This is a genomic window from Bradyrhizobium sp. LA2.1 (assembly GCF_040547725.1).
Classification (GTDB): domain Bacteria; phylum Pseudomonadota; class Alphaproteobacteria; order Rhizobiales; family Xanthobacteraceae; genus Bradyrhizobium; species Bradyrhizobium barranii.
Genome location: NZ_JBEPQI010000030.1, coordinates 1 through 26,978 on the forward strand (window position 1 = coordinate 1; position 26,978 = coordinate 26,978).

Sequence of the window (26,978 nt, forward strand, 5' to 3'; positions counted from 1 at the left end):
CCCCACCCCCCCACACCCCCCCTCTCCACCCCCGCACCGCCACCCCCCCCACAACCCCCCCCCCCCCCCCACACCCCCCCCCCCCCCCCCCCCCCCCCCCACCCCCCCCCCCCCCCCACGGCTCTAGCCCATAAAAGCAACAACCCTGGGGGGAAGCCATGAGCCAGACCACGACCTATGCCGGTTCCGCCGGCTCAGCCAAGTCGGAAATCGAGACCTCGACGATCCGCGCCATCTCCTGGCGCCTGATTCCGTTCCTGGTGCTGGCCTACTTCTTCTCCTATCTCGACCGCGTCAATCTCGGCTTCGCCGCGCTGACCATGAACGCGGAGCTGAAGTTCACGCCGCTGATCTTCTCCTGGGGCGCCGGCATCTTCTTCATCGGCTATTTCATCTTCGAGGTGCCGAGCAATCTGGCGCTGGAGAAGTTCGGCGCGAGCCGCTGGATCGCCCGCATCATGGTGACCTGGGGCATCATCTCGGCGCTGATGGCGCTGGTCAGCGGCGTGACGAGCTTCTACGTCCTGCGCTTCCTGCTTGGCGTCGCCGAGGCCGGCTTCTTCCCCGGCATCATCCTCTATCTCACCTACTGGTACCCGGCCGAGTATCGCGCCCGCTTCCTCGCGGCCTTCGCCATCGCTGTCCCTGTCTCCACCGTGATCGGTGCGCCGGTCTCGGGCCTGCTGCTCGGGCTCGACGGCGCGATGGGGCTGAAGGGCTGGCAGTGGCTGTTCATCATCGAGGGCATCCCCTCGGTGCTGCTGGGCATCGTCACCTGGTTCTATCTCACCGACAGGCCGGAGAAGGCGGACTGGCTCTCGGCCGATCAGAAGGCTTGGCTCAAGTCCAGGCTCGATTCGGAAATCGCGGCCAAGCAGGCGGTGAAGCATCTGTCGCTCGGCGAAGCGCTGTCGTCGCCGAAGGTGATCATGCTGAGCCTGGTCTATTTCGGCTTCGTCGGCGCGCTCTATGGCATGCAGTTCTGGCTGCCGCAGATCGTCAAGGCGTTCGGCCTCACCAACGCCCAGACCGGCTTCGTCACCGCGATCCCGTATCTGTTCGGCACCATCGCGATGATCCTGTGGGCGCGGCATTCCGATGCGACGCGCGAGCGCGTGATGCATGTCGGCGCGCCGCTGCTGCTCACCGCCGTCGCGCTTGCCGTCTCCTCCTATCTCACCGATCCCACCATGACGATGGTGGTGCTCACTGTGGCGGCGATCGGCGTGTTCTGCTGCTTCGGCGTGTTCTGGACCCTGCCGACCGCCTGGCTCTCCGGCACGGCGGCGGCCGGCGCCATCGCGCTGATCAACTCGATCGGCAACCTCGCCGGCTTCGGCGGGCCGTACCTGATCGGCTGGGTCAAGGAAGCCACCGGCCAAACCTCGACCGGCTTGCTGGTGCTGGCCGTCCTGCCCCTGATCGCCGGCATTTTGGTTTTTGTCGGCGGCCACGAGAGTAAGCACGAGTTCGCCGGGCAGGGGCGGTAGAGCAGCACTCACCGCTGCGTAGCCCGGATAGAGCGAAGCGAAATCCGGGACTGCTCGTGCTACAGCCTGCAGGCCGCGGATTGAGCTGCGCTCCATCCAGGCTAATCTGCACTGGCGCTTCTCTGCGAACCAGCCAGTCCGAGAAACACCAGAATAGCGCGATTGAGACGCAGCAGGTCGTCATCGTCTAGGCGTCCCACTAACGTTCCTACCTTGGCTTTTGGCACTGTAGTAATCTTGTCGACCATAAGTCGAGACGGAGCTCGAAGGCCGTTGCCGTCGTTCGGCTCGACCTTGAGCCGGAAAAGTGGCGCCTCGGTTTCGTCGGTCGTGAAGGCGCAGACAGTGATGGAGTTCGTCGCGTCAAAGCTGTCGTCCTGCACGATGACGACGGGGCGCGGCTTGCCCGCATAGTCCTTGCCGCCTGCCACCGTCCAGACCTCACCTCGCTTCATTCATCGGTCCAATCGGATACGGCATCAATGAAGCCTTGGTCTTCGGATTCATGTGAGCTCGTTGCGACCGCAAGCGATTGGCGATGGGCTTCCGATTGGAAGGAGGGCGAGCGGATATCCGGCACCCAGATCTGGATCGGCCGCAGGCCTTGTGCACGCAATCGATCGCGGTGGGCCTGCACCTTCATACGAGACGGCTTGGGCTTTGAAGGGCTCATATGTATTTCCGTTGGTTACATGTAACCCTATCAAGAAATGGTGCGCGTTGCCAGCGGCACAAGGCTCACCAATCCTTACCACCCCTTAACGATCACGCTTTCCTGATGACTGACGATTATTGACTTTTATCAGTGATTAGTCGACATTCCTCTCATTGCAGTCGCGGGAGTGTCCTCCGATGTTCGTTCGGTCAGTTTTGTCCAGCTATTCCAAGCTCTTGTCAGGTGTGTCGCTGGCCCTGATGGCCGCCGCGCTGGCCGGGTGCAATGACACCGTCGCTGAAAAGGCCGAGCCGCCGCGGCCGGTTCTGGTCGCGACCGCCCATTATGATGCCGAGACGCCGGAGCGCAGCTTCGTCGGCACCGTCAGGCCCCGGATCGAGAGCGATCTCGGTTTCCGCGTGGCCGGCAAGGTTGCCAAGCGCCTGGTCGAGGTCGGCCAGACCGTCGAAATCGGCCAGCCGCTTGCGACCCTCGACGAGGTCGATCTGAAGCTCCAGGCCGAGCAGTCCGTCGCCGAGCAGACTGCCGCGACCGGCGTGCTGGCCCAGGCCGCCGCGGCCGAGCAGCGCGCCAAGGATCTGAAGGCCAAGGGCTGGACTACGGATGCGGCGATGGATTCGAGCCGCGCCGCCGCCGATGAGGCCCGCGCGCGCCTGGACCGGGCCGTGCGCTCGGTCGAACTGACCAAGAATTCTCTTTCCTACGCGACGCTCAACGCCGACGCCCGTGGCGTCGTCACCGCAACGCTGATCGAGCCCGGCCAGGTGGTCGCCGCAGGCCAGACTTCGATCCGTGTTGCCCGCTTTGCCGAGAAGGAAGCGGTCGTCGCGATCCCTGAGACGCTGGTTGGACGTGCCAAGTCGGGCGCCGCCAGCGTCACTCTTTGGTCGGAGCCGGACAAGAAATATGCGGCCAAGCTGCGCGAGATCGCGCCGACGGCCGATCCGTCGACGCGCACCTATCTTGCAAAGTTCTCGCTGCCTGAGGCCGACGACAAGGTTTCGCTCGGCATGACCGCGACGCTGACGCTGTCGGATGCCGCGACCGAGCGCGTCGCGCGGCTGCCGCTGTCGGCGCTGTTCAACGAAGGCGGCAAGCCCTCCTTTTACGTCGTCGACGACAACGGCGCCGTCACGCTCAAGCCGGTCGTGGTGAAGTCCTACGAGAGCAACGACGTCATCATCACCAGCGGTGTCGAAGAGGGCGCCAAGATCGTGGCCCTCGGGGTGCAGAAGCTCGATCCGGGCCAGCGGGTGCGGATCGTCTCGTCACTGTCTTTCTAGAGTTTAGCGCATGATCCGGAAAAGTGAGCAGCGGTTTTCCGAGAAGATCATGCGCAAAGAATACGAGTCACGTCGTGTGAGGTGAGTTTCGGCCCAAGCGCAAGTGCCGGGGCTGAAGCGGCGAAGCGATCCAGAACCTGCCCAGCCCCCTGGATTGCTTCGCTGCCTCGCGACGACGGTTTGAACAGAGTGGCTGTGGTTTTTTTGCAATTGGATCATCTTTGGAGAGTGCGATGAAGCGCTTCAACCTTTCGGCCTGGGCCGTCAGCCATCCGACGCTGGTCCTGTTCCTGATGATCATACTCGGCGTCGCCGGCTTCTTCTCCTATCAGAAGCTCGGGCGAGCCGAGGATCCGTTCTTCACGGTGAAGGTGGTCAACGTCTCCGTGATCTGGCCGGGCGCGACCGCGCAGGAGATGCAGACGCAGGTCGCCGATCCTATCGAGAAGAAGATCCAGGAGCTGCCCTATTTCGAGAAGGTGCAAACCTATTCCAAGCCGGCCTTCACCGCGCTCCAGGTGACCTTCCGCGATTCCACGCCGCCGAAGGACGTGCCGTATCTGTTTTATCTGCTGCGCAAGAAGCTCGCCGACGTGCAGGGCCAGTTGCCTTCGGGCATTCTGGGACCCGTCGTCAACGACGAGTTCTCCGACGTCGATTCCATCCTCTACATGATGACCGGCGACGGCGCCGACTATGCCCAGCTCAAGAAGGTCTCGGAAGGCTTCCGTCAGCGCCTGCTGAAGGTGCCTGGTGTGACCAAGGTCGACGTCTACGGCAACCAGGACGAGCGCATCTTCGTCGAATTCTCGCACGCCAAGCTCGCCACTCTCGGCATCACGCCGCAGGCACTGTTCGATTCGCTCGCCAAGCAGAACAATGTGACCCCGGCCGGCACGGTCGAGACCTCGTCGCAGCGCGTGCCGCTGCGCGTCACCGGCGCGCTCGATGGCGCCAAGGCCGTGGCCGAGACGCCGGTCGAGAGCAACGGCCGCGTGTTCCGTTTGGGTGATATCGCCACCGTCACCCACGGCTATGTCGACCCGCCGAGCTTCATCGTGCGCCAGGAAGGCAAGGCCGCGATCGGCATCGGTGTCGTCACCGCCAAGGGCGCCAACATCCTCGATCTCGGCAAGGAGGTCGAGAAGGCCACCGCCGAGTTCATGAAGGCGGTGCCGCAGGGCATCGACGTCAAGCTCATCGCCGACCAGCCCAAGGTGGTCGAGCACGCCGTCGGCGAGTTCGTGCACTCCTTCATGGAAGCCCTCGTCATCGTGCTGTTCGTCTCGTTCCTGGCACTCGGCTGGCGCACCGGCATCGTGGTCGCGCTGTCGGTGCCGCTGGTGCTCGGTATCGTCTTCGTCGTCATGAACATGATGTCGCTCGATCTGCACCGCATCACGCTCGGTGCGCTGATCATCGCGCTCGGCCTGCTGGTGGATGACGCGATCATCGCGGTCGAGATGATGGTGGTGAAGATGGAGCAGGGCTGGGACCGTTTCCGCGCGGCCTCCTTTGCCTGGGAATCCACTGCGTTTCCGATGCTCACGGGAACGCTGGTCACGGCCGCTGGCTTCCTCCCCATCGGCTTTGCCAATTCCGCGGTCGGCGAATATGCCGGCAGCATCTTCTGGATCGTGGCGATCGCGCTGGTCGCCTCCTGGTTCGTGGCGGTGATCTTCACGCCCTATATCGGCGTCATGCTGCTGCCCAACATCAAGGTGCACCACAATCACGATCCGCACGCGGTCTACGAGACCCGCATGTACCGCGGCCTGCGCGCCATCGTGCAATGGTGCGTCAACCACCGCATCACCGTGGTGGCCGCGACCGTCGGCGTCTTCATCGCCTCGATCGTCGGCTTCGGCCATGTCCAGCAGCAGTTCTTCCCGCTGTCGGAGCGGCCCGAGCTGTTCCTCCAGCTCCGCCTGCCCGAGGGCACCGCCTTCAACGTCACCGAGAAGGCAGTGAAGAAGGCCGAGACGCTGCTCAAGGACGACAAGGACATCGAGACCTATACGTCCTATGTCGGCCAGGGTTCGCCGCGCTTCTGGCTCGGCCTCAATCCGCAGCTTCCGAACGAGGCCTTTGCCGAGATCGTCATCGTCGCCAAGGGCGTCGAGGCGCGCGAGCGCATCAAGGCCAAGATCGAGAACGCGGCTGCGGAGGGCATGCTGACCGAGGCGCGCGTGCGCGTCGACCGCTTCAACTTCGGTCCGCCGGTCGGCTTCCCCGTCCAGTTCCGCGTGATCGGCCCCGACGCCAACAAGGTGCGCGAGATCGCCTATCAGGTCCGCGACGTCATGCGGCAGAACAAGAGCGTCAAGGACGTCCAGCTCGACTGGAACGAGCAGTCGCCCTACCTCAAGCTCGTCGTCGACCAGGATCGTGCCCGCGCCATGGGCCTGACGCCGCAGGACGTCTCGCAGGCGCTGTCGATGCTGATCTCGGGTGCGCAGGTCACGACCATACGCGACGGCATCGAGAAGGTGGCCGTGGTCGCTCGTGCGGTCCCGTCCGAACGACTCGATCTCGGCGGCGTCGGCGATCTGACCATCACCTCGAAGAACGGCGTCGCCGTGCCGCTCCAGCAGATCGCCAAGATCGAGTATGCCCACGAGGAGCCGATCATGTGGCGGCGTAACCGCGACATGGCGATCACCGTGCGCTCCGACGTCGTCGACGGCGTGCAGGCGCCCGACGTCACCAGCCAGATCACGCCGAAGCTGAAGGCGATCAAGGACAATCTCGAGCCGGCCTACCGTATCGAGCCGGGTGGGGCGTTCGAGGAATCCGCCAAGGGCAACGCCTCGATCTTCATCCTCTTCCCGCTGATGGTCATGGTGATGCTGACGCTGCTGATGTTCCAGCTGCAGAGCTTCTCGCGCCTGATCCTGGTGTTCCTCACCGCGCCGCTCGGCATCGTCGGTGCCTCGTTTGGCCTCAACGTCGCCAATGCCCCGTTCGGCTTCGTGGCGCTGCTCGGCCTGATCGCACTCGCCGGCATGATCATGCGCAACACCGTCATCCTGGTCGACCAGATCGAGACCGACGTCTCCCACGGCCTGACCCGTCGTGAGGCGATCGTGGAGGCAACCGTCCGCCGCGCCCGGCCGGTGGTGCTGACGGCGCTCGCCGCGATCCTGGCCATGATCCCGTTGTCGCGCTCGGCCTTCTGGGGCCCGATGGCGATCACGATCATGGGAGGCCTGTTCGTCGCGACCTTCCTGACGCTGCTGTACCTGCCGGGCCTCTACGCCCTGTGGTTCAGGAAGAGCCTGGACGAGGCGGGCACCCCCGAGCAGCCTGCCGCGCCGCAGCATGGGAGCGATGACCAGCACGCAATTCCGCTTGCTGAAGCGGCTGAATAAATGAGAAGACTGCTGATGGACGAGTCCTGACACATGACACTGGTTGCGGAACATATCGAAGGCGACACCCGGGATCGTATCCTCGAGGTGGCCGAGCGGCTGTTCCGCCAGATCGGCTACCAGAAGACCACGGTCGGGGACATCGCCAAGGAGCTCAGGATGAGCCCCGCCAACGTCTATCGCTTCTTCGAATCGAAGAAGGCGATCCACCAGTCGGTGGCGCGGGCCTTGATGGGCGAGGTCGAGATCGAAGCGCAGCGGATCGTGGCGAGGCCTGGTCCGGTGCTCCCGCGCTTCCGCGAACTGCTCACCACCATCCATCGCATGAACACCGAGCGCTATGTCGGCGATAACAAGCTGCATGAGATGGTCGAGATCGCGATGCAGGAGGACTGGGACGTCTGCGTCGCCCATATGGAGTGCATTGCCGGCGTCATCGGCCAGGTGATCGCGCAGGGTACCGCGTCCGGCGAGTTCGAGGCGCCGGACCTGCAACTGGCCTCGATGTGCGCCTGCACCGCGATGATGCGCTTCTTCCACCCCCAGATGATCGCCCAGTGCGCCACCAAACCGGGCCCGACCATCGACCAGATGATCGATTTCGTCATCGCCGGTCTGTCGCCGCGCCACTGACGGGCGCTGGAATTTCCCCTATAAACTGCTTAGCGCCGCCCTTAACGGGTGGATGGCGGGAAATGACGGACCAACAAACTCCGTCATTGCGAGCGCAGCGAAGCAATCCAGACTGTCTCCGCGGAGGGATTCTGGATTGCTTCGCTGCGCTCGCAATGACGAAAAGGAAGCAGCGCGTGACCGACAAAGACCTCTATTTCTACGAGCCCTCCAAGGGCCACGGCCTCAAGCACGATCCCTTCAACGCCATCATCGCGCCGCGGCCGATCGGCTGGATCTCCTCCCGCGACACCAAGGGCCACGTCAACCTCGCGCCCTACAGCTTCTTCAACGCCTTTTGCTACGTGCCGCCGATCATCGGCTTCTCTTCCACCAACTGGAAGGACACGGTCTCGAACATGGAGCAGACTGGCGAGTTCGTCTGGAATCTCGCCACCATGGACCTTGCCAGGCACATGAACGCGACCGCCGCGCATGTCGCCCCCGAAGTCGACGAGTTCGAGATCGCGGGCCTCACCGCCGTGCCCGGCAAGCTCGTCAACGTGCCACGCGTGGCTGAGAGCCCCGTCGCCTTCGAGTGCAAGGTGTCCGACATCGTCCGCCTCAAGGGGGCCGACGGCAAGGAGGCCGATGCCTGGCTGACGCTGGGCGAGGTCGTCGCCGTCCATATCGACAAGGCCATGATCAAGGACGGCGTCTACCAGACCGCCGCCGCCCGCCCCATCGTCCGCGCCGGCCGTCGCGGCGACTACTTCGAGATCAAGCCGGAAAACATGTTCGAGATGGTGCGGCCGGACTGATCTGATCCAGGTTAAGCCACTCTCTCCGCATCGTCATTCCGGGGCGCGCCGTTAGGCGCGAGCCCGGAATCCATACTCCCGATGGTGGTTATGGATTCCGGGCTCGACGCTTGCGCGTCGCCCCGGAATGACGACGGGGCATTCAGCCCGATTCCCCTCCCCGGAACTGCCCCCACGCCCCGGCCGTTATGGTCCCCGGGGCGGTCGCCCGGCCGCGTCAATTCGCGTCTTTTTGCTCGCGAAGTGTTCACTTAGCCCGGCCACTTTCCGCTAAAATGCCGATAACCGCGCCGATGCATGAGGTCAGCCATGAGCTTCCGCCGCGACACCATCACAAAGCCGATCTTCTCCTGGGCGCGCGGCGTGCTGCCGGCGATGTCCGACACCGAGCGCGAGGCGCTGGAGGCCGGTGACGTCTGGTGGGATGCCGATCTCTTCACCGGCAACCCCGATTGGTCGAAGCTGCTGAAGGTGCCTCAGGCGACGCTCACCCCCGAGGAGCAGGCCTTCCTCAACGGCCCGGTCGACGCGCTCTGCGCCATGCTCGACGAGTGGAAGATCTTCTGGGAATGGCGTGACCTGCCGCCAGACGTCTGGCACTTTGTCAAGCGTGAGAAATTCTTCGGTATGATCATTCCGAAGGAATTCGGTGGTCTCGGCTTCTCGCCCTATGCCCATTCGGAAGTGGTGCGAAAAATCTCGACCCGCTCGATTGCGGCGGCCGTCACCGTGATGGTGCCGAACTCGCTCGGGCCCGGCGAGCTTCTGATGCGCTTCGGCACGAAAGAGCAGCAGGAGCGCTGGTTGCCGCGCCTCGCCGACGGCCGCGACATTCCCTGCTTCGGCCTGACCAGCCCCGAAGCCGGCTCCGACGCCGCCTCGATGGTCGACACCGGCATCATCTGCAAGGGCGAGTTCGAGGGCCGCGAGGTCATTGGCCTCAGGCTCAACTGGCACAAGCGCTACATCACGCTCGGCCCGGTCGCGACGCTGCTCGGCCTCGCCTTCAAGGCCTACGATCCTGATCATCTCGTGGGCAGCCAGGAAGAGCTTGGCATCACCGTCGCGCTGATCCCGACCAATCTGCCCGGCGTCAAGATCGGCCATCGTCATCTGCCGTCGATGCAGGTGTTCCAGAATGGCCCGAACTGGGGCCGCGACGTCTTCATCCCGCTCGACTATGTCATCGGCGGCAAGGAGAGACTCGGGCAGGGCTGGAAGATGCTGATGACGGCGCTCGCCGCCGGCCGCGGCATCTCGCTGCCGTCGCTGTCGGCGGCAGGCGCTGCCTATGCCGCCCGCACCACCGGCGCCTATGCCCGCATCCGCGAGCAGTTCGGCATCTCCATCTCCAAATTCGAGGGCGTCGAGGAGCCGCTCGCGCGCATCGTCGCGACCGCCTACCAGCTCGACGCGGCGCGCCGGCTGACCTGCGCGGCGCTGAATGCCGGCATCCATCCCGCCGTCATCTCCGGCATCATGAAGCTGCACGCGACCGAGCGGATGCGCACCGCGGTCGACGACGCCATGGACATCCATGGCGGCAAGGCCGTGATCGACGGTCCGCAAAACTATCTCGGCAATCTGCACCGCGCCGTGCCTGTCGGTATCACCGTCGAGGGCGCCAACATCCTGACCCGTAACCTCATCGTGTTCGGGCAGGGCGCGATACGCGCGCATCCCTATCTGCTCGACGAGATGAACGCGTTGGCCGACACCGACCGCGAGCGCGGGCTCACCGCGTTCGACAAGGCGTTCTGGAAACATGCCAGCCACAGCTTCCAGACGCTGTTGCGTGCGTTCGGCCGGAGCTGGACCTTCGGCGCCTTCGCGCTTGCGCCGGATGCGGGCGATGCCACGCCATTCTACCGCCAGCTCGCGCGCTACTCCGCGGCCTTTGCGCTCTGCGCCGATATGGCGCTGCTCACGCTCGGCGGCGCGCTCAAGCGCAAGGAGATGCTGTCGGCGCGCTTTGGCGACATCCTCTCCGAGCTCTATCTGCTCTCGGCCGCGCTGAAGCGCTGGCAGGACGAGGGCCGACAGAAGGAAGACTTCGCTGCGCTGGAATGGTGCATGGCGACCGGCTTCAAGACCATCGAGAACCGGCTTGCCGAAATTCTTGCCAATCTGCCCAATCGTTTTGTCGCTGTCATCCTCAAGCTCGTCGTCCAGCCCTTCGGCGCGCGGGTGCTCGGCCCGTCCGACCGTGTCGTGCACCAATGCGCCAGCCTCGTGCTGGAGCCGTCGGCCGCGCGCGAGCGTATCACGCCGGATCTTGCCCATGTCGATGATGACGGCGGCTTTGCCCGGCTGGAGCGCGCGTTCAAGCTCGTTGCGGGCACGGATGCGATTGCCAAGCGCATGCGCGCCGCGCACATCCGCGACTGGAAGGACGCCGTCACCAAGGGCGTGATCACGCAGGCCGAGGGTGAGCAGCTTGCCGCCGCTCACGAAGCCGTCACAAAAGTGATCGAGGTCGATGATTTTGCGCCGGAAGCGCTGTCGCCGATTTACAAGAAAACCGGAGATGTGCATCAGTTCTTCCAGGAACTCGGTGAACAGAGGGCGGCGAGCTGATGGCACGACCGGTTTTCATCGTCGACGGCAGCCGGACGCCGTTTCTCAAAGCGCGTTCGGGGCCGGGACCGTTCACGCCGGTCGATCTCGCCGTGCAATGCGGCCGGCCGCTGCAGGCGCGTCAGCCGTTTTCACCCGATGATTTCGACCAGGTCATCCTCGGCTGCGTCAACGTGATCGCGGACGAGATGAACCCGGCCCGCGTCGCCGCGCTCCGGCTCGGCATGGGCGAGGACATGGTCGCCTTCACCGTGCAGATCAATTGCGGCTCCGGCATGCAGTCGATCGACACGGCCTACCGCTACATCCGCGAGGGCCATGCCGACATGGTCCTCGCCGGTGGCACCGAGGCGCTGAGCCACGCGCCGCTGGTCTGGCCGAACTCCGGTGTGCGCTGGTTCGCCGGCCTTGCCACCGCCAAGGGCGTGGCCGCGAAGCTCGCTGCCGCCTTCAAGCTGCGGCCGCGCTATCTCAAGCCGATCATCGGGCTCGAGCGCGGTCTGACCGATCCCATCACCGACTTGAACATGGGCCAGACCGCCGAGGTCGTCGGCCATCTCTTCGGCATCACGCGGGCACAGTCCGACGCCTATGCCGCCGAGAGTCATCGCCGGCTCGCGCATGCGCAGGCCGAAGGTTTCCTCAAGGGCGAGGTCGAGACCGCGTTCTCCCGCGACGGAAAATTCTTCGACCATGACGACGGCGTGCGGCCGGACTCGACGGCCGAGACGCTGGCAAAGCTCCGGCCGGTGTTCGAACGCCCGTGGGGCCAGGTCACCGCCGGCAATTCGTCGCAGATCACCGACGGTGCCTCCTGGGTGATCCTCGCCTCCGACGCGGCAGTCGCAAAACACAAGCTGACGCCGAAGGCTGTCATCGTCGACAGCCACTGGACCGCGCTCGATCCCAGCATCATGGGACTTGGACCCGTGATGTCGGCGACGCCGCTGCTCCAGCGCAACGACCTCACCGTCAACGATGTCGAGACCTGGGAGCTGAACGAAGCCTTCGCGACGCAGGTGCTCGGCTGTCTCGCCGCCTGGAACGACGACAAATTCTGTCGCGAGATCTTGGGCCTCGACGGCGCAGCCGGCGAGATCGACCGTGACAGGCTCAACGTCGATGGCGGCGCCATCTCGCTCGGCCATCCCGTCGGCACCTCCGGCAACCGCATCGTGCTGCATCTCGTCAATGCGATGAAGCGGCTTGGCACGCGCCGCGGCGTCGCCACCGAATGCATCGGCGGCGGGCTCGGCGGCGCCATGCTGATCGAGGCGGTGTGACCATGGATTCCAGGATCATGACCGCGCTCGGCGACCGCGTGCTGGAGCTTGGGCCCAAGCCCGCGACCGACAGCGCCTATAAGCACTTCAAGCTGACGCGCGACGCCGACGGCGTCGCCTGGCTGCTGTTCGACCGCGCAGATGCCAGCGCCAACACGCTGTCCGCGGACGTGATGGAGGAGTTCGATGCCGTGCTCGCGGCGATCGAGACCGAACGTCCCGCAGGCCTCGTGATCCGCTCGGCAAAGCCGTCCGGCTTCATTGCCGGCGCCGACGTCAACGAATTCTGCGGCGCCAGCGATCCCGAAATGGTCGAGACACGCATCCGCGCGGCGCATGCCGTGGTCGATCACCTGGAAGCCTTGAGGTTGCCGACGGTCGCGGTCATCCATGGCTTCTGCCTCGGCGGCGGGCTGGAGGTCGCGCTGGCCTGCCAGTCGCGCATTGCGATCGATGGCGCGCGCTTCGGCTTTCCGGAGGTGATGCTCGGCCTGCATCCCGGCCTCGGCGGCACCGCGCGCTTCACCGCGCTGGTGAACCCGACGCAGTCGATGGCGCTGATGCTGACCGGCCGCACCATCGATGCGCGCCGCGCCAGATCGCTCGGCCTCGTCGATACCGTGACGCAGGAGCGGCACGTCCGCAACGCGGTGAAGGATGCGCTGTTCGGCCGCTTGAAGCGGGCGCGTCCGGGCCCTCTGACTCACGCAGCGAATTTCGGTCCCGTGCGCGGGCTGCTGGCCAGGCGCATGCGCTCGGAGGCGGCAAAGGCCGCGCCCCGCGAGCATTATCCGGCGCCTTACGCGCTGATCGATCTCTGGGAGACCCATGGCGGCAGCAAGGCCGCGATGCTGAAGGCCGAGCAGGCGTCATTTGCCAAGCTGATGGTGACGCCGACCGCGCAGAATTTGATCCGCGTGTTCTTCCTGCGCGAGCAGATGAAGAAGGTCGCGGGCAGCGGCAACACGATCAAACATGTTCACGTCATCGGCGCCGGCGCCATGGGCGGTGATATCGCGGCCTGGTGTGCGGGGCAGGGGCTGCGCGTCTCGCTCGCGGACATGGAGGCGGAGCCGATTGCCGGCGCGGTGAAGCGCGCGGCCGAGCTCTACGGCAAGATCATCCGCAAGCCGACCGACGTGCGCGACGCGCTGGATCGTCTGATCCCCGACATGGACGGCGAGGGTGTCCGCAACGCCGATCTCATCATCGAGGCGGTGCCGGAAAAGCTCGAGCTGAAGCAGAAGGTCTATGCGGGCCTCGAGCCGAAGATGAAGCCGGGCGCGATCCTTGCGACCAACACGTCGAGCATTCCGCTCCAGGATCTGCGCACCACGCTGGCGCGGCCCGAGCGCCTCGTCGGCCTGCACTTCTTCAACCCGGTGTCGCGGCTGCAACTGGTCGAGGTCGTCAGCCATGACGGCAACGACGCGCAGGTGCTCAAGGAGGCGCTCGCCTTCGTCGGCGCGATCGACCGTCTGCCGCTCTCCGTGAAGAGCTCGCCCGGCTTCCTCGTCAACCGTGCGCTGACGCCCTACATGCTGGAGGCGATGGTGATGCTGGACGAGAAGATCGACCAGCGCCTGATCGACGCGGCGGCCGAGCAGTTCGGCATGCCGATGGGGCCGATCGAGCTCGCCGACCAGGTCGGGCTCGACATCTGCCTCGACGTCGGCGACATGCTGCGGACCAAGTTCGGCGATCTCCTCCCGCCGACGCCGGCCTGGCTGCGCGAGAAGGTCGCCAAGGGCGAGCTTGGCCGCAAGACGGGCAAGGGATTCTACACCTGGAAGGACGGGAAGGCGGAGAAGGCGCCGTTGCCCGAGACCGGCCTGCGCGTCACCGACCAGATGATCGACCGCCTGGTGCTGCCGATGTCCAATGTCTGCGTCGCGGCGCTTCGCGAAGGTATCGTCGACGATGCCGATGCGGTCGACGGCGCCATGATCTTCGGCACCGGATATGCACCATTCCGCGGCGGTTCGCTGAATTACGCGCGCACGCGCGGCGTGGAAAATGTCGTATCCACCCTGCGCGCGCTGGCCGAGCGATTCGGCGGGCGCTTTGCGCCCGACCCGGGCTGGGACAATTTTAGGTGAGACCGAAATGACCGAAACGTCCGACACCGAGCCGCGCGGCGATCTCTGCATTCGCACGCTGGCAATGCCCGCCGACACCAATGCCAACGGCGACATCTTTGGCGGCTGGCTGCTCAGCCAGATGGATGTCGGCGGCGGCGTGTTCGCATCGAAGCTCGCGAGGTCGCGTACGGTCACCGTGGCGATCGAGGCGATGAATTTTCGCAAAGCGGTCTATGTCGGCGATCTCGTTTCGGTCTATGCCAATCTCGTCCGCGTGGGCCGCACCTCGATGACCGTGCATCTCGAAGCCTGGGCGCTACGGCGCAGGGAGCTCCAGCCGATCCTCGTCACCGACGGTCATTTCACCTACGTCTCGATCGATGATGACGGTCGTCCGCAAGCGATCCAGCGCAACGATCCGCCGATCGCGACGTAATCGCGCGCGACGCTCTGCCCTATCTCACGCAAACTTGCGGCGCGCCAAACGCGGCACGACTGAGTCAACGCGTCGCGGCTTCGCCAAGAACAAGTCATAAAACGGATGAGGTCCCGGCGTACTCAATTGCGTGTCGATTCGGGGTGGAAACGGCCTCAAGTGCTCAGGAACCTTTGGGCAGGACTGCCGTTATTTGCCCGCACTGAGGGAATCCACGGACCATGTCGGACAGCTACATTATCGAAGTCGACTCGCAAACCGCAGGTATCGTCGTTCGTTCTCAGGGAGGCTATTGTTTCTTCGCCTCGTCGCACCGCTTCAATCGCCTTGAAGGCCAGCTTTTCCGCAACGCACGCGAAGCCGAGCGTGCCGCGCGCAAGCTGGTTAACGGCGATGTGAAGGAAGCGGCGTAGGCGCCTTCCGCTGGTGATTTCTGACGCGCAAAGCGTGGTCGGAATTTTTTGCAGCCCTTGATGCCGCTGCCTTTTCCTTCTCCCCCTTGTGGGAGAAGGTGGCGCGAAGCGCCGGATGAGGGGTTCTATCGGCGCATTCGGAAGCGAGAGAGTTGCTCGCGGAAGCATACCCCTCACCCGTCTCGCCGCCGCGCGGCGAGCCACCCTCTCCCGCAGGGGGAGAGGGAAAGAATCGCAATCACAATTTCGTCGCGGAGCGCGACAACAACTTCCACTCGTCGCCTTGCTTCAGCCAGTTCATCAGGATGTGAAGGCTGTTTGCCACTTTCTGTCCGCCGGTCATCATCTCGGCCAACCAGTGGAAGCGCACGATCGCGGCGGGACCAACGATCTTGATGGTTGGATCCTTGTACGTAATCGACAGGAATTCGGTCTTGCCGTCGGTGGCGTTGGCGATAAAGGCCGCCTTATCCTCGAGGAAGCCGCTGGAATGGCTGTAGCTCAGATCGTCCGCGCACAGCGCGCCGAGGGCCTTCGGATCGGCCGCGATCTGGGCGAGGCGAAATGCCTCGACGTTCTTTGCCACCGCCTCGTGGTCCGTCGTGGCAGCATGGTCGCGATTGAGTGTCATCATATCCTCCGTCCTTGATCTTGCGCCCACTGTTGCAGCCGCACTTGATTGTGTCGAGCGCCAGGTCGCAATCGTCGTCGCAATACGCTGCATTGCGAGAGGTGGCGCGATTTCTGACGCGCAAAGCGTGGTCGGAATTTGATGCTGCCCTTGATGCCGCTGCCTTTTCCTTCTCCCCTTGTGGGAGAAGGTGGCGCGAAGCGCCGGATGAGGGGTTCTATCGGCGCATTCGGAAGCGAGAGAGTTACTCGCGGAAGCATACCTCTCACCCGTCTCGCCGCTGCGCGGCGAGCCACCCTCTCCCACAGGGGGAGAGGGTAAGAGTCGCCATCACAACTTTGTTGCGGCCCGCGACAGCAGCTTCCAATCGTCGCCCTGCTTCTGCCAGTTCATCAGGATGTGAAGATTGGTCGATACTTTTTTCCCATCGTCCGCCATTTCCTGTTCGCCCATCCAGTGGAAGCGCACGATCGCGGCGGGGCCGACGACCTTGATGGTCGGGTCCTTGTACTCGATCGACAGGAATTTTGATTTGCCGTCGGTGGCGTTGGTGACGAAGGTCGCCTTGTCCTCGACCTTGCCGTTGGAATGGCTGTAGCTCACCTCGTCGGCGCAGAGCGCGCCGAGCGCCTGGGGATCGGCCGCGATCTGGGCAAGGCGGAAGGCCTCGACCTTCTTCGCCACGGCTTCCTCGTCCGCCGAAGCGGCCAGCGCCGGTGTGAGAGCAAGCGCAGAGACCGCCAGAGTTGAGAGAGCCAGATCGCGTCGGTTGATCGTCATCGTTTCCTCCTTTTTGATCTTGCGCGGAGTGTTGCAGCCGCGCGCGACTTTGTCGAGTGTCGCGTGGCGGTCATGTCGATGCGTCATTGCGCGATCGGGGCTGCATTGATACGTGTTTCGCATTGATGCATCGTGCATTCGGGAAAGTACGGAAATGATCGAGGCCAAAGGGCAGGCGCAGGGGCAAGTGACGGGCAGGGCGCTGCTGTTCGACATCGACGGCACGCTGGCCAACACCGACCCGCTGCACCTCAAGGCGTTCAACCAGGTGCTTGGGCCGCGCGGCCATATGTTCGATCACGCGCGCTTTTCCAGAGAGCTGCAAGGCTTCGCCAATGCGTCGATCGGCGAGCGCTTTCTACCCGACGAAACCGTGGAACGGCGCGCCGTGATCCTCGGCGAGAAGGAGGTCGTCTTCCGCACACTCGTCGCCGGACAGATCGAGCCGCTTCCGGGTCTGATGGCGCTGCTCGACCGCGCGGACGCCGCTGGCATTCCCATGGTCGCCGTGACCAACGCGCCGCGTCTGAATGCCGAGCTGTTGCTCTCCGGTCTCGGTATCACGCACCGCTTCAGGGCGCTTGTGATCGGCGACGAGCTGCCGCACGGCAAGCCGCACCCGCTGCCCTATCAGGAGGGGCTGCGTTTCGTCGGCGGGAGCGCGACGGCTTCGATCGCGTTCGAGGATTCCCGCTCCGGCGTGCAGTCGGCGACGGCCGCCGGCATTCCGACCATCGGCATCCGGACGAGCCTCAGCCATGCCGACCTCGTTGGCGCCGGCGCGGTTGCCTCCGCCAGCGCGTTCGACGATCCGGAACTGCTCGCGCGTCTCGCCGCCGCGATGGCATGGTGAGAGGCTTTGTCCGTTAACCGTGATCGCCGAGCGCATTGACCGAACGTGCGAACCGCCGCACCATGCGGTTTCCTGATTTGAGGCCATCGCCGTGACCGGATTGACCCATCGCCAAGCCGAAATCCTCAACATCGCGCGCGCCTCGGGGCGCGTCATGGTCGAGGAGCTCGCGCGCCGGTTCGAGGTCTCGGCGCAGACGATCCGCAAGGATCTCAACGATCTCTGCGAGCGCCGCTCGCTGACCCGTATCCACGGCGGCGCCATCATCGCCTCCGGCGTCGAAAACCTCGCCTACGAGGCGAGGCGGTTCGTCGCCGCCGACGAAAAGAAGGCGATCGGGGCTGCGGCCGCCTCGCTGATCCCGAACGGCTGCTCGCTCTTCATCAATATCGGAACCACGACCGAGGAGGTGGCGAGCGCGCTGACCTCGCACGAGGACCTCCTCGTCATCACCAACAATCTCAACGTCGCGATGCTGCTCTACCGCCATCCCCGTATCGAGGTGGTGGTCGCCGGCGGCACGGTGCGGCGGGCCGACGGCGCGGTGGTCGGCTCGACCGCGACGCAGCTCATCGGCCAGTTCAAGGTGGACTACGCCATCATCGGGGCGTCCGCGATCGACGAGGAGGGCGCGCTGCTCGACTTCGACTATCGCGAGGTGCAGGTGGCGCAAGCCATCATCGCCAATGCCCGCAGCGTCATGCTGGTTGCCGACTCCACCAAGCTGCGCCGCAGCGCGCCGGTGCGCATCGCCCATATCACCCAGATCCAGACCTTCGTGACCGACCAGGAGCTGCCCGAGCGCCTCGCCACCATCTGCCACAGCAAGGGCATCGAGGTGATGGCGGCGATGCCGAAGGATGCGGCGGATATCGATGATGCGCAGGCCGAAGCGCAGGATGCCGCGCCCGAAGCCGCGCCGGTGGTCCGGCTGAGATAGCGGCTTAGGCGTCGCTCCATGGGTCGAGCAGCGGAACGCCGAAGGCCGCAAAATCTTTCACATTGCGTGTGACGAGCGTGAGATTGTTGGCGAGCGCGGTGGCCGCAAAGAAGCCGTTCATCACGGACAACGCGACGCCATTGCGACGGCTCTGCGCCATCAGGTCGCCCCAGCGCTCGGCGACCGCGTGGTCGATCGGCAGGATGCGCTGCGCGAACCGAGCCGGCAGGTCGTGGGCGAGCCAAGCGGCCAGCGCGGCGCGCCGACGGCCATCATCCAGCAGGGCGATACCGCGGCGAAGCTCGGCGATCGAGGCAACGCTGATGAACGAGCGATCCTCATCGACCGTATCGAGCCATGCCAGGACTTTCGCGGAAGGCGCTGGCCGCTGAACCTCCGACAGCACGTTGGTGTCGAGGAGCAGGTTCACGGCATCTCGTCGCGCGGTTCGTCCTGCACCCGTTCAAGTTCGAGGTCGGCACCGCGCAGCGGCGAAGCCAGCAGGAATTCGGCCAGCGTGCCTTTGCGCGCCGTCTTTCGCGCCCATTCATCCGCGGAAACGACCACGGCATTGGGCCTGCCGTGTCGGGTGATGATCTGGGGGCCAGTTTGGGCGCGATCGACCACCTCGGACAGGCGTGCCTTGGCATTGGCGAGCGTCCACGTGTCAGTCGGGGGCGAATCGGGGGCGGTGCTGCGGTCTGTCATGCCGAATATAACTAATGTGACTATTATGACTATATTGGCTCTACGTGACTATTCAAGATCGTATTGCGGTTTCGATTGGCGTCCGAACTGCCCATTTCCACGGCTGATTGCCCACCAGAAAGTTCCTCTTTCACTTCCTTTCGCCTCTCTTTCATCTTGCTTTCGTTTTTCGGTGTGATCTAATCAAAAACGAAAGTAGTCGCTCGAAGGAACGAGCGGTCGCCGGGGGATGCGTCTGTTGGAGCGTATTTTCGACCTCGCCATTATCGGAGGCGGTGTTAACGGCTGCGGCATCGCGCGCGACGCGGTGGGCCGTGGCAACACGGTCTTCCTGTGCGAAATGAACGATTTGGCGAGCGGGACCTCGTCCTGGTCGACCAAGCTGGTGCATGGCGGCCTGCGCTATCTCGAATATTACGAGTTTCGCCTGGTCCGCGAGGCGCTGATCGAGCGCGAGATCCTTTGGGGCATCGCGCCCCATATCATCCGTCCCCTGCGTTTCGTTTTGCCGCATCACGCCGGCCTGCGTCCGGCGTGGCTGCTGCGCCTCGGCCTCTTCCTCTATGACCATATCGGCGGCCGGCACCTGTTGCCGGCGACGCGTTCGGTCGATCTCAGGCGCGACGAGGTCGGCCGTCCGCTGATCCCGAACCGCTACAGCCGCGCGTTCGAATATTCCGACTGCTTCGTCGACGACGCCCGTCTCGTCGTGCTCAACGCGCGCGATGCCGCGGACAAGGGCGCCGAGATCCGCACCCGCACCCGCGCGACGGATATCAAGCAGTCCGGCGGCATCTGGACCGTCAGCATGCTCAACACGCTGACCGGCGAGCGTTCGCAGGTCCAGGCCCGCGCGGTGGTCAATGCCGGCGGCCCCTGGGTCGAGGATGTGCTCGGCCGCGGCGCCGGCGTGAACGCGAAGGCCAAGGTGCGCCTGGTGCAGGGGTCGCACATCGTAGTCAAAAAGCTCTACGACCACGACCGCGCCTACATGTTCCAGAACGCCGACGGCCGCATCATCTTCGTGATTCCGTACCAGGACGATTTCACGCTGATCGGCACCACCGATCGCGATTATGACGGCGATCCCGCCAAGGTGAAGGCGACGCCCGAAGAGATCGAGTACCTTTGCGCCGCCGCGAGCGAGTATCTGGCCAAGCCGGTGACTTCAGCGGACGTGGTCTGGACCTATTCCGGCGTGCGACCGCTCTATGACGACGGCGCCAGCGAAGCCAAGGCCGCGACGCGCGACTACGTGTTCGAGCTCGACACACCCGGCGGCGTGCCGCTGCTCTCGATCTATGGCGGCAAGATCACGACCTACCGCCGGCTCGCCGAAGAGGCGCTGGAACGGCTCGCGCCCTATCTTCGCAGTGCAAAAGCGCGCGAAGGCTGGACCGGCAAATGGCCGCTGCCCGGCGGCGACATGGGCGTGTCCGACGTCGACGGCCTGATCGCCGAACTCCAGCGCGGCTATCCCTTCCTCAGCCATGAGCATGCGCGGCGCCTCGCGCGCGCCTATGGTACCCGCGCCATCAAGCTGCTTGGCGATGCCAAGTCGGCCGCCGATCTCGGCCAGGCCTTCGGCGCGACACTGACCGAACGCGAGGTCCGCTACCTCATGGCCAATGAATGGGCGGTCACGGCGGAAGACATCGTCTGGCGCCGCTCCAAACTTGGCCTGCGACTATCTGCCGACGAGGTTGCTGCATTGAACGACTGGATTGCAACCCACGCTGTGCCGCAAAGTCCCCTGCTGGAAGCGGGAGGACGCTCATGACCGTGACGCTCGATCATGTGACCCGGGCCGTCGAGGGGATATCGCACATCCGCGACGTCTCGCTGACGCTCGAGAGCGGCACGCTTAACGTGCTGCTCGGGCCGACGCTGTCAGGCAAGACCTCGATCATGCGGCTGCTCGCCGGCCTCGACAAGCCGACGACGGGCAAGGTGCTGGTCAACGGCAAGGACGTCACCGGTGTCGACGTGCGCAAGCGTTCGGTCGCGATGGTCTATCAGCAGTTCATCAACTATCCCTCGCTGACGGTCTACGAGAACATCGCCTCGCCGCTGCGCGTGCAGGGCAAGCCGCGCGAGGAGATCGAGAAGCGCGTGGCGGAAGCCGCGCGGCTGCTCCGGCTCGAGCCGTTCCTGAAACGCACGCCGCTCCAGCTCTCCGGCGGCCAGCAGCAGCGCACCGCGATGGCGCGCGCGCTGGTGAAGGGCGCCGATCTCGTGCTGCTCGACGAACCGCTCGCCAATCTCGACTACAAGCTGCGCGAGGAGCTGCGCACCGAGCTGCCGCGCATCTTCGAGGCGTCCGGCGCGATCTTCGTCTATGCCACGACCGAGCCGACCGAAGCGCTGCTGCTTGGCGGCAACACGGTCTGCATGTGGGAGGGGCAGGCGCTCCAGATCGGCGAGACCCCGAACGTCTACCGCCGTCCGCAGACGCTGCGGGTCGCCCAGGTGTTCTCCGATCCGCCGCTCAACCTCGTCGGCATCGAGAAGAAGAACGGCTCTGTGCAATATGCGGGCGGCATCGCCGCGCCGGCCTCCGGGCTCTATTCATCGCTCGCCGACGGCGCCTATCGCGTCGGTTTCCGCGCCCATCAGCTTGCCCTCGCCAACGGCGAGACCGACCGCCACGCCTTCCACGCCACGGTGACGGTGACCGAGATCACCGGTTCGGAGAGTTTCGTGCACCTGACCCGCGACGGATCGAACTGGGTGGCAGTGCTGCACGGCGTGCACGAGTTTGAGCCCGGCCAGACCATCGATGCCGTGCTCGATCCCAATGATATCTTCGTCTTCGACGCGGCCGACCGTCTGGTCGCCGCGCCGAGCTCGTAAGGGGGAGATGCGACATGGCCCGCATTGACCTCGTCGATCTCGCCCACTCTTACGGCGGCAACGATGCGCCGCAGGACAGCTTTGCGCTGAAGCCGGTGACCATGACCTGGCGGCAGGGCGGTGCTTACGCGCTGCTCGGCCCGTCCGGTTGCGGCAAGACCACGCTGCTCAACGTCATCTCCGGCATCATCACGCCGTCGCGGGGGAAAATCCTGTTCGACGGCCAGGACATCACACCGCTGTCAACCCAGAAGCGCAACATCGCCCAGGTGTTCCAGTTTCCGGTGATCTACGACACCATGACGGTGGGGCAGAACCTGGCGTTTCCGCTGAAGAACCGCGGCGTGCCGAAGGCCGAGATCGACAAGCGCGTCGCCGAGATCGGCCGCCTGCTCGATCTTGAGCCCTATCTCAATCGCAAGGCGACGCGCCTCACGGCGGATGCCAAGCAAAAAATCTCGCTCGGCCGCGGCCTGGTCCGCTCCGACGTCGCCGCCGTGCTGTTCGACGAGCCGCTGACCGTGATCGATCCCGAGCTGAAATGGCAGCTCCGCTCCAAGCTGAAGGCGCTGCATCGCGAGCTCGACCTGACGATGATCTACGTCACACACGACCAGACCGAGGCGCTCACCTTTGCCGACACCGTTGTTGTCATGCATGACGGCCGCGTGGTGCAGAGCGGCACGCCCGCCGAGCTGTTCGACAAGCCGGCGCACACCTTCGTGGGCTATTTCATCGGCTCGCCCGGCATGAACATCCTGCCGGCCGAGGTGAAGGGGCGCGAGGCGCGCATCGGCGGGAATGTCATCGCGCTCAACCGCAGCTATGACAGCCTGCCTGCCGGCGCCAAGATCGAGATCGGCGTGCGTCCGGAGTTCGTCGATGCCGTCGCGCCCGCACCCGGATTGCTCAGTGCGAAGATCGACCGCATCGACGACCTCGGCCGCATCCGCTTCGCGCGCGTCCGCATCGGCGAGGCCAAGATCGCGGCGCGCGCGCCGGCGGGCTTCACCAGCGCGGACGGCAGCGCCGGGCTGAAATTCGACCCGGCGCATGTCCACGTCTATGCCGACAGCCTTCTGGTGGAGGGAGCCGCCTGATGGACAAGACCGTCAACCAAAAAGCCTGGTTCCTGGTGCTGCCGGTGTTCCTGGTCGTGGCCTTCTCGGCGGTGCTGCCGCTGATGACGGTCGTGAACTATTCGATGCAGGACACCTTCGGCAACAACCAGTTCTTCTGGAACGGTGTCGGCTGGTTCAAGGAGCTGCTCGATCCCTCGACCGATCTCGGCGGCCGCTTCCTCGCCTCGCTCGGCCGCAATCTGTTCTTCTCGATGGTGATCCTCGCGATCGAGGTGCCGCTCGGCATCGTCGTCGCGCTGTCGATGCCACGCCAGGGCTGGACGGTGGCGGCCTGCCTCGTCATCCTCGCGCTGCCGCTGCTGATTCCGTGGAACGTGGTCGGCACGATCTGGCAGATTTTCGGCCGGCCCGACATCGGTCTGATGGGCTATACGCTCAATGCGATGGGCCTCGACTACAACTACGTGTCCAACGCAGTCGACGCCTGGATCACTGTCATCGTGATGGACGTCTGGCACTGGACCAGCCTCGTTGCGCTACTCTGCTATGCCGGCCTGAAGTCGATCCCCGAGGCCTATTACCAGGCAGCTCAAATCGACGGCGCCTCGCGCTGGGCCGTGTTCAAGGCGATCCAATTGCCGAAGATGAACCGCGTTCTGCTGATCGCGGTGCTGCTTCGCTTCATGGACTCGTTCATGATCTACACCGAGCCCTTCGTGGTCACCGGTGGCGGGCCTGGCAACTCGACCACCTTCGTCTCGATCGAGCTGGTCAAGATCGCGCTCGGCCAGTTCGACCTCGGCAAGGCCGCCGCGTTGTCGCTGGTCTACAATCTGATCATCCTGATCGTCTGCTGGATCTTTTACACCGTCATGACAAATGCCGGCGTCGAGCGTAAGGCACAGGCGGAGAAGGAGCCGGCGGCGGCGCCCAAGCCCGCAGGCGCGCTCCAGCCTGCGCCCGCGCTCAAGCCGAAGGAAGGAGTGGCCTGATGCATTCGATTCCCGGCCGCCGCCTCATCATGGGGCTGTTTTTGATCTTCCTGCTGTTGCCGATCTATTGGCTCGTCAACATGAGCTTCAAGACCAACGCGGAAATCGTCTCGACGATGACGCTGTGGCCGCATACCCCGACGCTGCAGCACTACAGGCGCATCTTCACCGACGAGAGCTGGTATTCCGGCTACATCAACTCGCTCGAGTACGTCGTCATCAACACCATCATTTCGATCTCGGTGGCGCTGCCCGCGGCCTACGCGTTCTCGCGCTACCGCTTCCTCGGCGACAAGCACCTGTTCTTTTGGCTGCTGTCGAACCGCATGGCCCCGGCGGCGGTCTATGCGCTGCCGTTCTTCAACCTCTATTCGGCGATCGGCCTGTTCGATACGCCGTGGGCGGTCGCGCTCGCGCATTGCATCTTCAACGTTCCGCTGGCGGTGTGGATCCTCGAAGGCTTCGTCTCCGGCGTGCCGCGCGAGATCGACGAGACCGCCTTCCTCGACGGCTATTCCTTTCCGCGCTTCTTCATCAGGATCTTGGTGCCGCTGATCGCGAGCGGCATCGGCGTCGCCGCCTTCTTCTGCTTCATGTTCTCCTGGGTCGAGCTCCTGCTTGCGCGGACGCTGACCTCGGTGCAGGCCAAACCGATCGCGGCGATCATGACGCGTACGGTATCGGCCGCGGGCATGGACTGGGGCCTGCTGGCCGCAGCCGGCGTGCTTACCATCATCCCGGGCGCCCTCGTGATCTGGTTCGTCCGCAATTACATCGCGAGCGGTTTCGCGCTCGGTCGGGTTTAGGGAGGCATCGATGGAATCTATTGCATGGATGGCCTGGACGCTGCCGACCGCGATCTTCTTCGTGGCGCTCGCCTGCACCCTCGCGGTCATGACGTACCTTGCCGCGGTCAATCCGGAAGCCGAGCGCGTCGGCGTGCTCAGCATTCCGACGACGCGGGGCGACCGCCTGTTCATCTCCCTGATCACGGCGGCCGTCATTCACCTTCTGTGGATCGCCTTCGCCGGCACCGATACACTCGCCACCCTGCCGATCGGCGAGGAAGGTTTTGAGATTTCGAGCCTCTGGCTCGCAAGTGGAATTTCGCTGGCCACGGCCGTGCTCATTTTTCGCACGGTCTGAAGCTCGCGAAGGGACGGCCAGATCCGGGGGCAACCCGGGCCTGTATAAAATTTTGTCGCTGCAACGGAGGAACAACATGCGACAGTTTAGGAGAAGGAAAGGTCCATTGACCAAGAATAGCTTTCTGACCATGTCCAGCGCCGCCGCCATCGTTGCGGTGTCGTTCGCCGTCTCGGCGCCGGTCCGCGCCGCCGACGACGCCGCGATCCAGAAGTGGATTGCGGAATTCCAGCCCTCGACGCTGTCGAAGGACGAGCAGAAGAAGGAGCTGGAGTGGTTCGCCAAGGCCGCCGAGCCCTTCAAGGGCATGGAGATCAACGTCGTCTCCGAGACCATCGCGACCCACGAATACGAGTCGCAGACGCTGGCAAAGGCGTTCTCCGAGCTCACCGGCATCAAGCTCAAGCACGACATCATCCAGGAAGGTGACGTCGTCGAGAAGCTGCAGACGCAGATGCAGTCCGGCAAGAACGTCTATGACGGCTGGATCAACGATTCCGATCTGATCGGCACGCACTTCCGCTACGGCCAGACCATCGCACTGTCGGACTACATGACCGGCGAGGGCAAGGACGTCACCGATCCCCAGCTCGACGTCAACGACTTCATCGGCAAGTCGTTCGGCACCGCGCCGGACGGCAAGCTCTATCAGCTGCCCGACCAGCAGTTCGCGAACCTCTATTGGTTCCGCTACGACTGGTTCACCAACCCGGACTACAAGGCCAAGTTCAAGGCCAAGTATGGCTACGAGCTCGGCGTGCCCGTGAACTGGTCCGCTTATGAAGACATCGCCGAGTTCTTCACCAACGACATCAAGGAGATCAACGGCGTCAAGGTCTACGGCCATATGGACTATGGCAAGAAGGATCCCTCGCTCGGATGGCGTTTCACCGACGCCTGGCTGTCGATGGCCGGCAACGGTGACAAGGGCATTCCGAACGGTCTGCCGGTCGACGAATGGGGCATCCGCATGGAAGGCTGCCGTCCGGTCGGCTCCTCGGTCGATCGCGGTGGCGACACCAACGGTCCGGCCGCGGTCTACTCGATCACGAAGTATCTGGAGTGGATGAAGAAGTATGCCCCGCCGCAGGCCCAGGGCATGACCTTCTCCGAATCCGGTCCCGTGCCGGCGCAGGGCAACATCGCCCAGCAGATGTTCTGGTACACCGCCTTCACCGCCGACATGGTGAAGCCCGGCATCGCCGTGATGAACGCGGACGGTACGCCGAAGTGGCGTATGGCTCCGTCGCCGCACGGCTCGTACTGGAAGGAAGGCATGAAGCTCGGCTACCAGGACGCCGGCTCGCTCACGCTGTTGAAGTCGACCCCGGCTGACCGCCGCAAGGCGGCCTGGCTCTATCTCCAGTTCATCGTTTCCAAGACGGTGTCGCTGAAGAAGAGCCATGTCGGTCTCACCTTCATTCGTGAATCCGACATCTGGGACAAGTCGTTCACCGAGCGTGCGCCGAAGCTCGGCGGCCTGATCGAGTTCTACCGCTCGCCCGCGCGCGTGCAGTGGACCCCGACCGGCAACAACGTGCCTGACTATCCGAAGCTCGCGCAGCTCTGGTGGCAGAACATCGGCGATGCGTCGTCCGGTGCGAAGACGCCGCAAGCCGCGATGGATGCACTCGCGGCCGCTCAGGACTCCGTCATGGAGCGCCTCGAGAAGTCCGGCGTGCAGGGCGCCTGCGGTCCGAAGCTGCACAAGAAGGAGACGGCCGAGTACTGGTACGCCAAGGCCCAGAAGGACGGCACCATCGCGCCGCAGCGCAAGCTCGCCAACGAGAAGCCGAAGGGTGAGACGGTCGACTACGACACGCTGATCAAGTCGTGGCCGGCATCCCCGCCCAAGCGCGCGGAAGCGAAGTAAGCGGCGCATAGCGTCGTCAAATACGAAAGGCCGGGAGCGATCCCGGCCTTTTTTTGGCGGATGTCGAGAATGGCGAT

25 protein-coding genes are annotated in these 26,978 nt (G+C 64.4%); 19 read left to right on the forward strand and 6 right to left on the reverse strand.

What is annotated here, in order from left to right; genetic code table 11:
* The first annotated feature begins 158 nt into the window (after positions 1 to 158).
* Positions 159 to 1,490, forward strand: coding sequence for an MFS transporter (locus tag ABIB95_RS39385; protein ID WP_063985201.1), 1,332 nt, complete (start codon positions 159 to 161; stop codon positions 1,488 to 1,490).
* 101 nt (positions 1,491 to 1,591) lie between these two features.
* On the opposite strand, the gene ABIB95_RS39390 is transcribed toward ABIB95_RS39385, so the two are convergent.
* Positions 1,592 to 1,945 (reverse strand): type II toxin-antitoxin system PemK/MazF family toxin, encoded by a 354-nt coding sequence (locus ABIB95_RS39390; protein WP_063985200.1) that lies wholly within the window; start codon positions 1,943 to 1,945, stop codon positions 1,592 to 1,594.
* Positions 1,942 to 2,133, reverse strand: a complete 192-nt coding sequence (locus ABIB95_RS39395) for an antitoxin MazE family protein (protein ID WP_354098666.1) — start codon at positions 2,131 to 2,133, stop codon at positions 1,942 to 1,944. Before ABIB95_RS39395 ends, ABIB95_RS39390 begins: the two co-directional genes overlap by 4 nt.
* 209 nt (positions 2,134 to 2,342) lie before the next feature.
* Here ABIB95_RS39395 and ABIB95_RS39400 point away from each other — a divergent pair, with 209 nt between their 5' ends.
* From ABIB95_RS39400 to ABIB95_RS39440, 9 genes are all read left to right on the forward strand, one after another.
* Entirely contained in the window at positions 2,343 to 3,449 is a 1,107-nt protein-coding gene (locus ABIB95_RS39400; protein ID WP_354248011.1) for an efflux RND transporter periplasmic adaptor subunit, read from the forward strand.
* A gap of 233 nt (positions 3,450 to 3,682) precedes the next feature.
* Entirely contained in the window at positions 3,683 to 6,820 is a 3,138-nt protein-coding gene (locus ABIB95_RS39405) for an efflux RND transporter permease subunit (protein ID WP_085399104.1), read from the forward strand.
* Positions 6,821 to 6,853: 33 nt separating this feature from the next.
* Positions 6,854 to 7,453, forward strand: a complete 600-nt coding sequence (locus ABIB95_RS39410) for a TetR/AcrR family transcriptional regulator (protein WP_063985197.1) — start codon at positions 6,854 to 6,856, stop codon at positions 7,451 to 7,453.
* Positions 7,454 to 7,629: 176 nt separating this feature from the next.
* Positions 7,630 to 8,253, forward strand: a complete 624-nt coding sequence (locus tag ABIB95_RS39415) for a flavin reductase family protein (protein ID WP_282524423.1) — start codon at positions 7,630 to 7,632, stop codon at positions 8,251 to 8,253.
* Between the two features lie 309 nt (positions 8,254 to 8,562).
* The gene (locus ABIB95_RS39420) at positions 8,563 to 10,830 is read left to right on the forward strand and encodes an acyl-CoA dehydrogenase (protein ID WP_354248015.1); all 2,268 of its coding nucleotides are present in this window, start codon (positions 8,563 to 8,565) and stop codon (positions 10,828 to 10,830) included.
* The gene (locus tag ABIB95_RS39425) at positions 10,830 to 12,113 is read left to right on the forward strand and encodes an acetyl-CoA C-acetyltransferase (RefSeq protein WP_354248017.1); all 1,284 of its coding nucleotides are present in this window, start codon (positions 10,830 to 10,832) and stop codon (positions 12,111 to 12,113) included. The genes ABIB95_RS39420 and ABIB95_RS39425 overlap by 1 nt, the downstream gene beginning before the upstream one ends.
* A gap of 2 nt (positions 12,114 to 12,115) precedes the next feature.
* On the forward strand, positions 12,116 to 14,212 hold the full coding sequence (locus tag ABIB95_RS39430; RefSeq protein WP_354248020.1) for a 3-hydroxyacyl-CoA dehydrogenase NAD-binding domain-containing protein: 2,097 nt from the start codon (positions 12,116 to 12,118) through the stop codon (positions 14,210 to 14,212).
* A 7-nt stretch (positions 14,213 to 14,219) separates the two neighbouring features.
* Positions 14,220 to 14,630, forward strand: coding sequence for an acyl-CoA thioesterase (locus ABIB95_RS39435; RefSeq protein ID WP_085398536.1), 411 nt, complete (start codon positions 14,220 to 14,222; stop codon positions 14,628 to 14,630).
* Positions 14,631 to 14,851: 221 nt separating this feature from the next.
* Positions 14,852 to 15,043: a hypothetical protein gene (locus ABIB95_RS39440; protein ID WP_282524419.1), complete on the forward strand. Its 192-nt coding sequence runs from the start codon at positions 14,852 to 14,854 to the stop codon at positions 15,041 to 15,043.
* A 238-nt stretch (positions 15,044 to 15,281) separates the two neighbouring features.
* Here the strand turns inward: ABIB95_RS39440 and ABIB95_RS39445 are convergent, their stop codons facing one another.
* Together ABIB95_RS39445 and ABIB95_RS39450 are read right to left on the reverse strand one after the other, a co-directional pair.
* Positions 15,282 to 15,677: a nuclear transport factor 2 family protein gene (locus ABIB95_RS39445; protein WP_155795382.1), complete on the reverse strand. Its 396-nt coding sequence runs from the start codon at positions 15,675 to 15,677 to the stop codon at positions 15,282 to 15,284.
* Positions 15,678 to 16,004: 327 nt separating this feature from the next.
* Entirely contained in the window at positions 16,005 to 16,454 is a 450-nt protein-coding gene (locus ABIB95_RS39450; protein WP_354248023.1) for a nuclear transport factor 2 family protein, read from the reverse strand.
* Between the two features lie 154 nt (positions 16,455 to 16,608).
* Between ABIB95_RS39450 and ABIB95_RS39455 the strand changes: the two genes are divergently transcribed.
* Both ABIB95_RS39455 and ABIB95_RS39460 read left to right on the forward strand, forming a co-directional pair.
* A complete protein-coding gene (locus ABIB95_RS39455; RefSeq protein WP_354248026.1) occupies positions 16,609 to 17,307 on the forward strand; it encodes an HAD family hydrolase in 699 nt (232 codons plus the stop codon).
* A gap of 91 nt (positions 17,308 to 17,398) precedes the next feature.
* Positions 17,399 to 18,247 carry a DeoR/GlpR family DNA-binding transcription regulator gene (locus tag ABIB95_RS39460; RefSeq protein WP_063985191.1) on the forward strand — a complete coding sequence of 283 codons (849 nt, stop codon included), beginning with the start codon at positions 17,399 to 17,401 and terminating at the stop codon, positions 18,245 to 18,247.
* Between the two features lie 4 nt (positions 18,248 to 18,251).
* Here the strand turns inward: ABIB95_RS39460 and ABIB95_RS39465 are convergent, their stop codons facing one another.
* Together ABIB95_RS39465 and ABIB95_RS39470 are read right to left on the reverse strand one after the other, a co-directional pair.
* Positions 18,252 to 18,677: a type II toxin-antitoxin system VapC family toxin gene (locus ABIB95_RS39465; protein WP_354248029.1), complete on the reverse strand. Its 426-nt coding sequence runs from the start codon at positions 18,675 to 18,677 to the stop codon at positions 18,252 to 18,254.
* Positions 18,674 to 18,955: a type II toxin-antitoxin system Phd/YefM family antitoxin gene (locus ABIB95_RS39470; protein ID WP_028148610.1), complete on the reverse strand. Its 282-nt coding sequence runs from the start codon at positions 18,953 to 18,955 to the stop codon at positions 18,674 to 18,676. The genes ABIB95_RS39465 and ABIB95_RS39470 overlap by 4 nt, the downstream gene beginning before the upstream one ends.
* Before the next feature lie 229 nt (positions 18,956 to 19,184).
* Here ABIB95_RS39470 and glpD point away from each other — a divergent pair, with 229 nt between their 5' ends.
* The 7 genes from glpD (at position 19,185) to ABIB95_RS39505 (ending at position 26,901) form a co-directional block, all read left to right on the forward strand.
* On the forward strand, positions 19,185 to 20,735 hold the full coding sequence (glpD, locus tag ABIB95_RS39475) for a glycerol-3-phosphate dehydrogenase (protein WP_135216339.1): 1,551 nt from the start codon (positions 19,185 to 19,187) through the stop codon (positions 20,733 to 20,735).
* Positions 20,732 to 21,808 carry an ABC transporter ATP-binding protein gene (locus ABIB95_RS39480; protein WP_354248031.1) on the forward strand — a complete coding sequence of 359 codons (1,077 nt, stop codon included), beginning with the start codon at positions 20,732 to 20,734 and terminating at the stop codon, positions 21,806 to 21,808. The genes glpD and ABIB95_RS39480 overlap by 4 nt, the downstream gene beginning before the upstream one ends.
* 14 nt (positions 21,809 to 21,822) lie before the next feature.
* Positions 21,823 to 22,908, forward strand: a complete 1,086-nt coding sequence (locus ABIB95_RS39485) for an ABC transporter ATP-binding protein (RefSeq protein WP_354248034.1) — start codon at positions 21,823 to 21,825, stop codon at positions 22,906 to 22,908.
* A complete protein-coding gene (locus ABIB95_RS39490) occupies positions 22,908 to 23,882 on the forward strand; it encodes a carbohydrate ABC transporter permease (RefSeq protein ID WP_354248038.1) in 975 nt (324 codons plus the stop codon). The genes ABIB95_RS39485 and ABIB95_RS39490 overlap by 1 nt, the downstream gene beginning before the upstream one ends.
* Positions 23,882 to 24,688 carry a carbohydrate ABC transporter permease gene (locus tag ABIB95_RS39495; protein ID WP_354248040.1) on the forward strand — a complete coding sequence of 269 codons (807 nt, stop codon included), beginning with the start codon at positions 23,882 to 23,884 and terminating at the stop codon, positions 24,686 to 24,688. Before ABIB95_RS39490 ends, ABIB95_RS39495 begins: the two co-directional genes overlap by 1 nt.
* Positions 24,689 to 24,698: 10 nt before the next feature.
* Positions 24,699 to 25,028: a DUF2160 domain-containing protein gene (locus tag ABIB95_RS39500; protein ID WP_085398528.1), complete on the forward strand. Its 330-nt coding sequence runs from the start codon at positions 24,699 to 24,701 to the stop codon at positions 25,026 to 25,028.
* Positions 25,029 to 25,158: 130 nt separating this feature from the next.
* A complete protein-coding gene (locus tag ABIB95_RS39505; RefSeq protein WP_208089314.1) occupies positions 25,159 to 26,901 on the forward strand; it encodes an ABC transporter substrate-binding protein in 1,743 nt (580 codons plus the stop codon).
* The last annotated feature ends 77 nt before the right edge of the window (positions 26,902 to 26,978 follow it).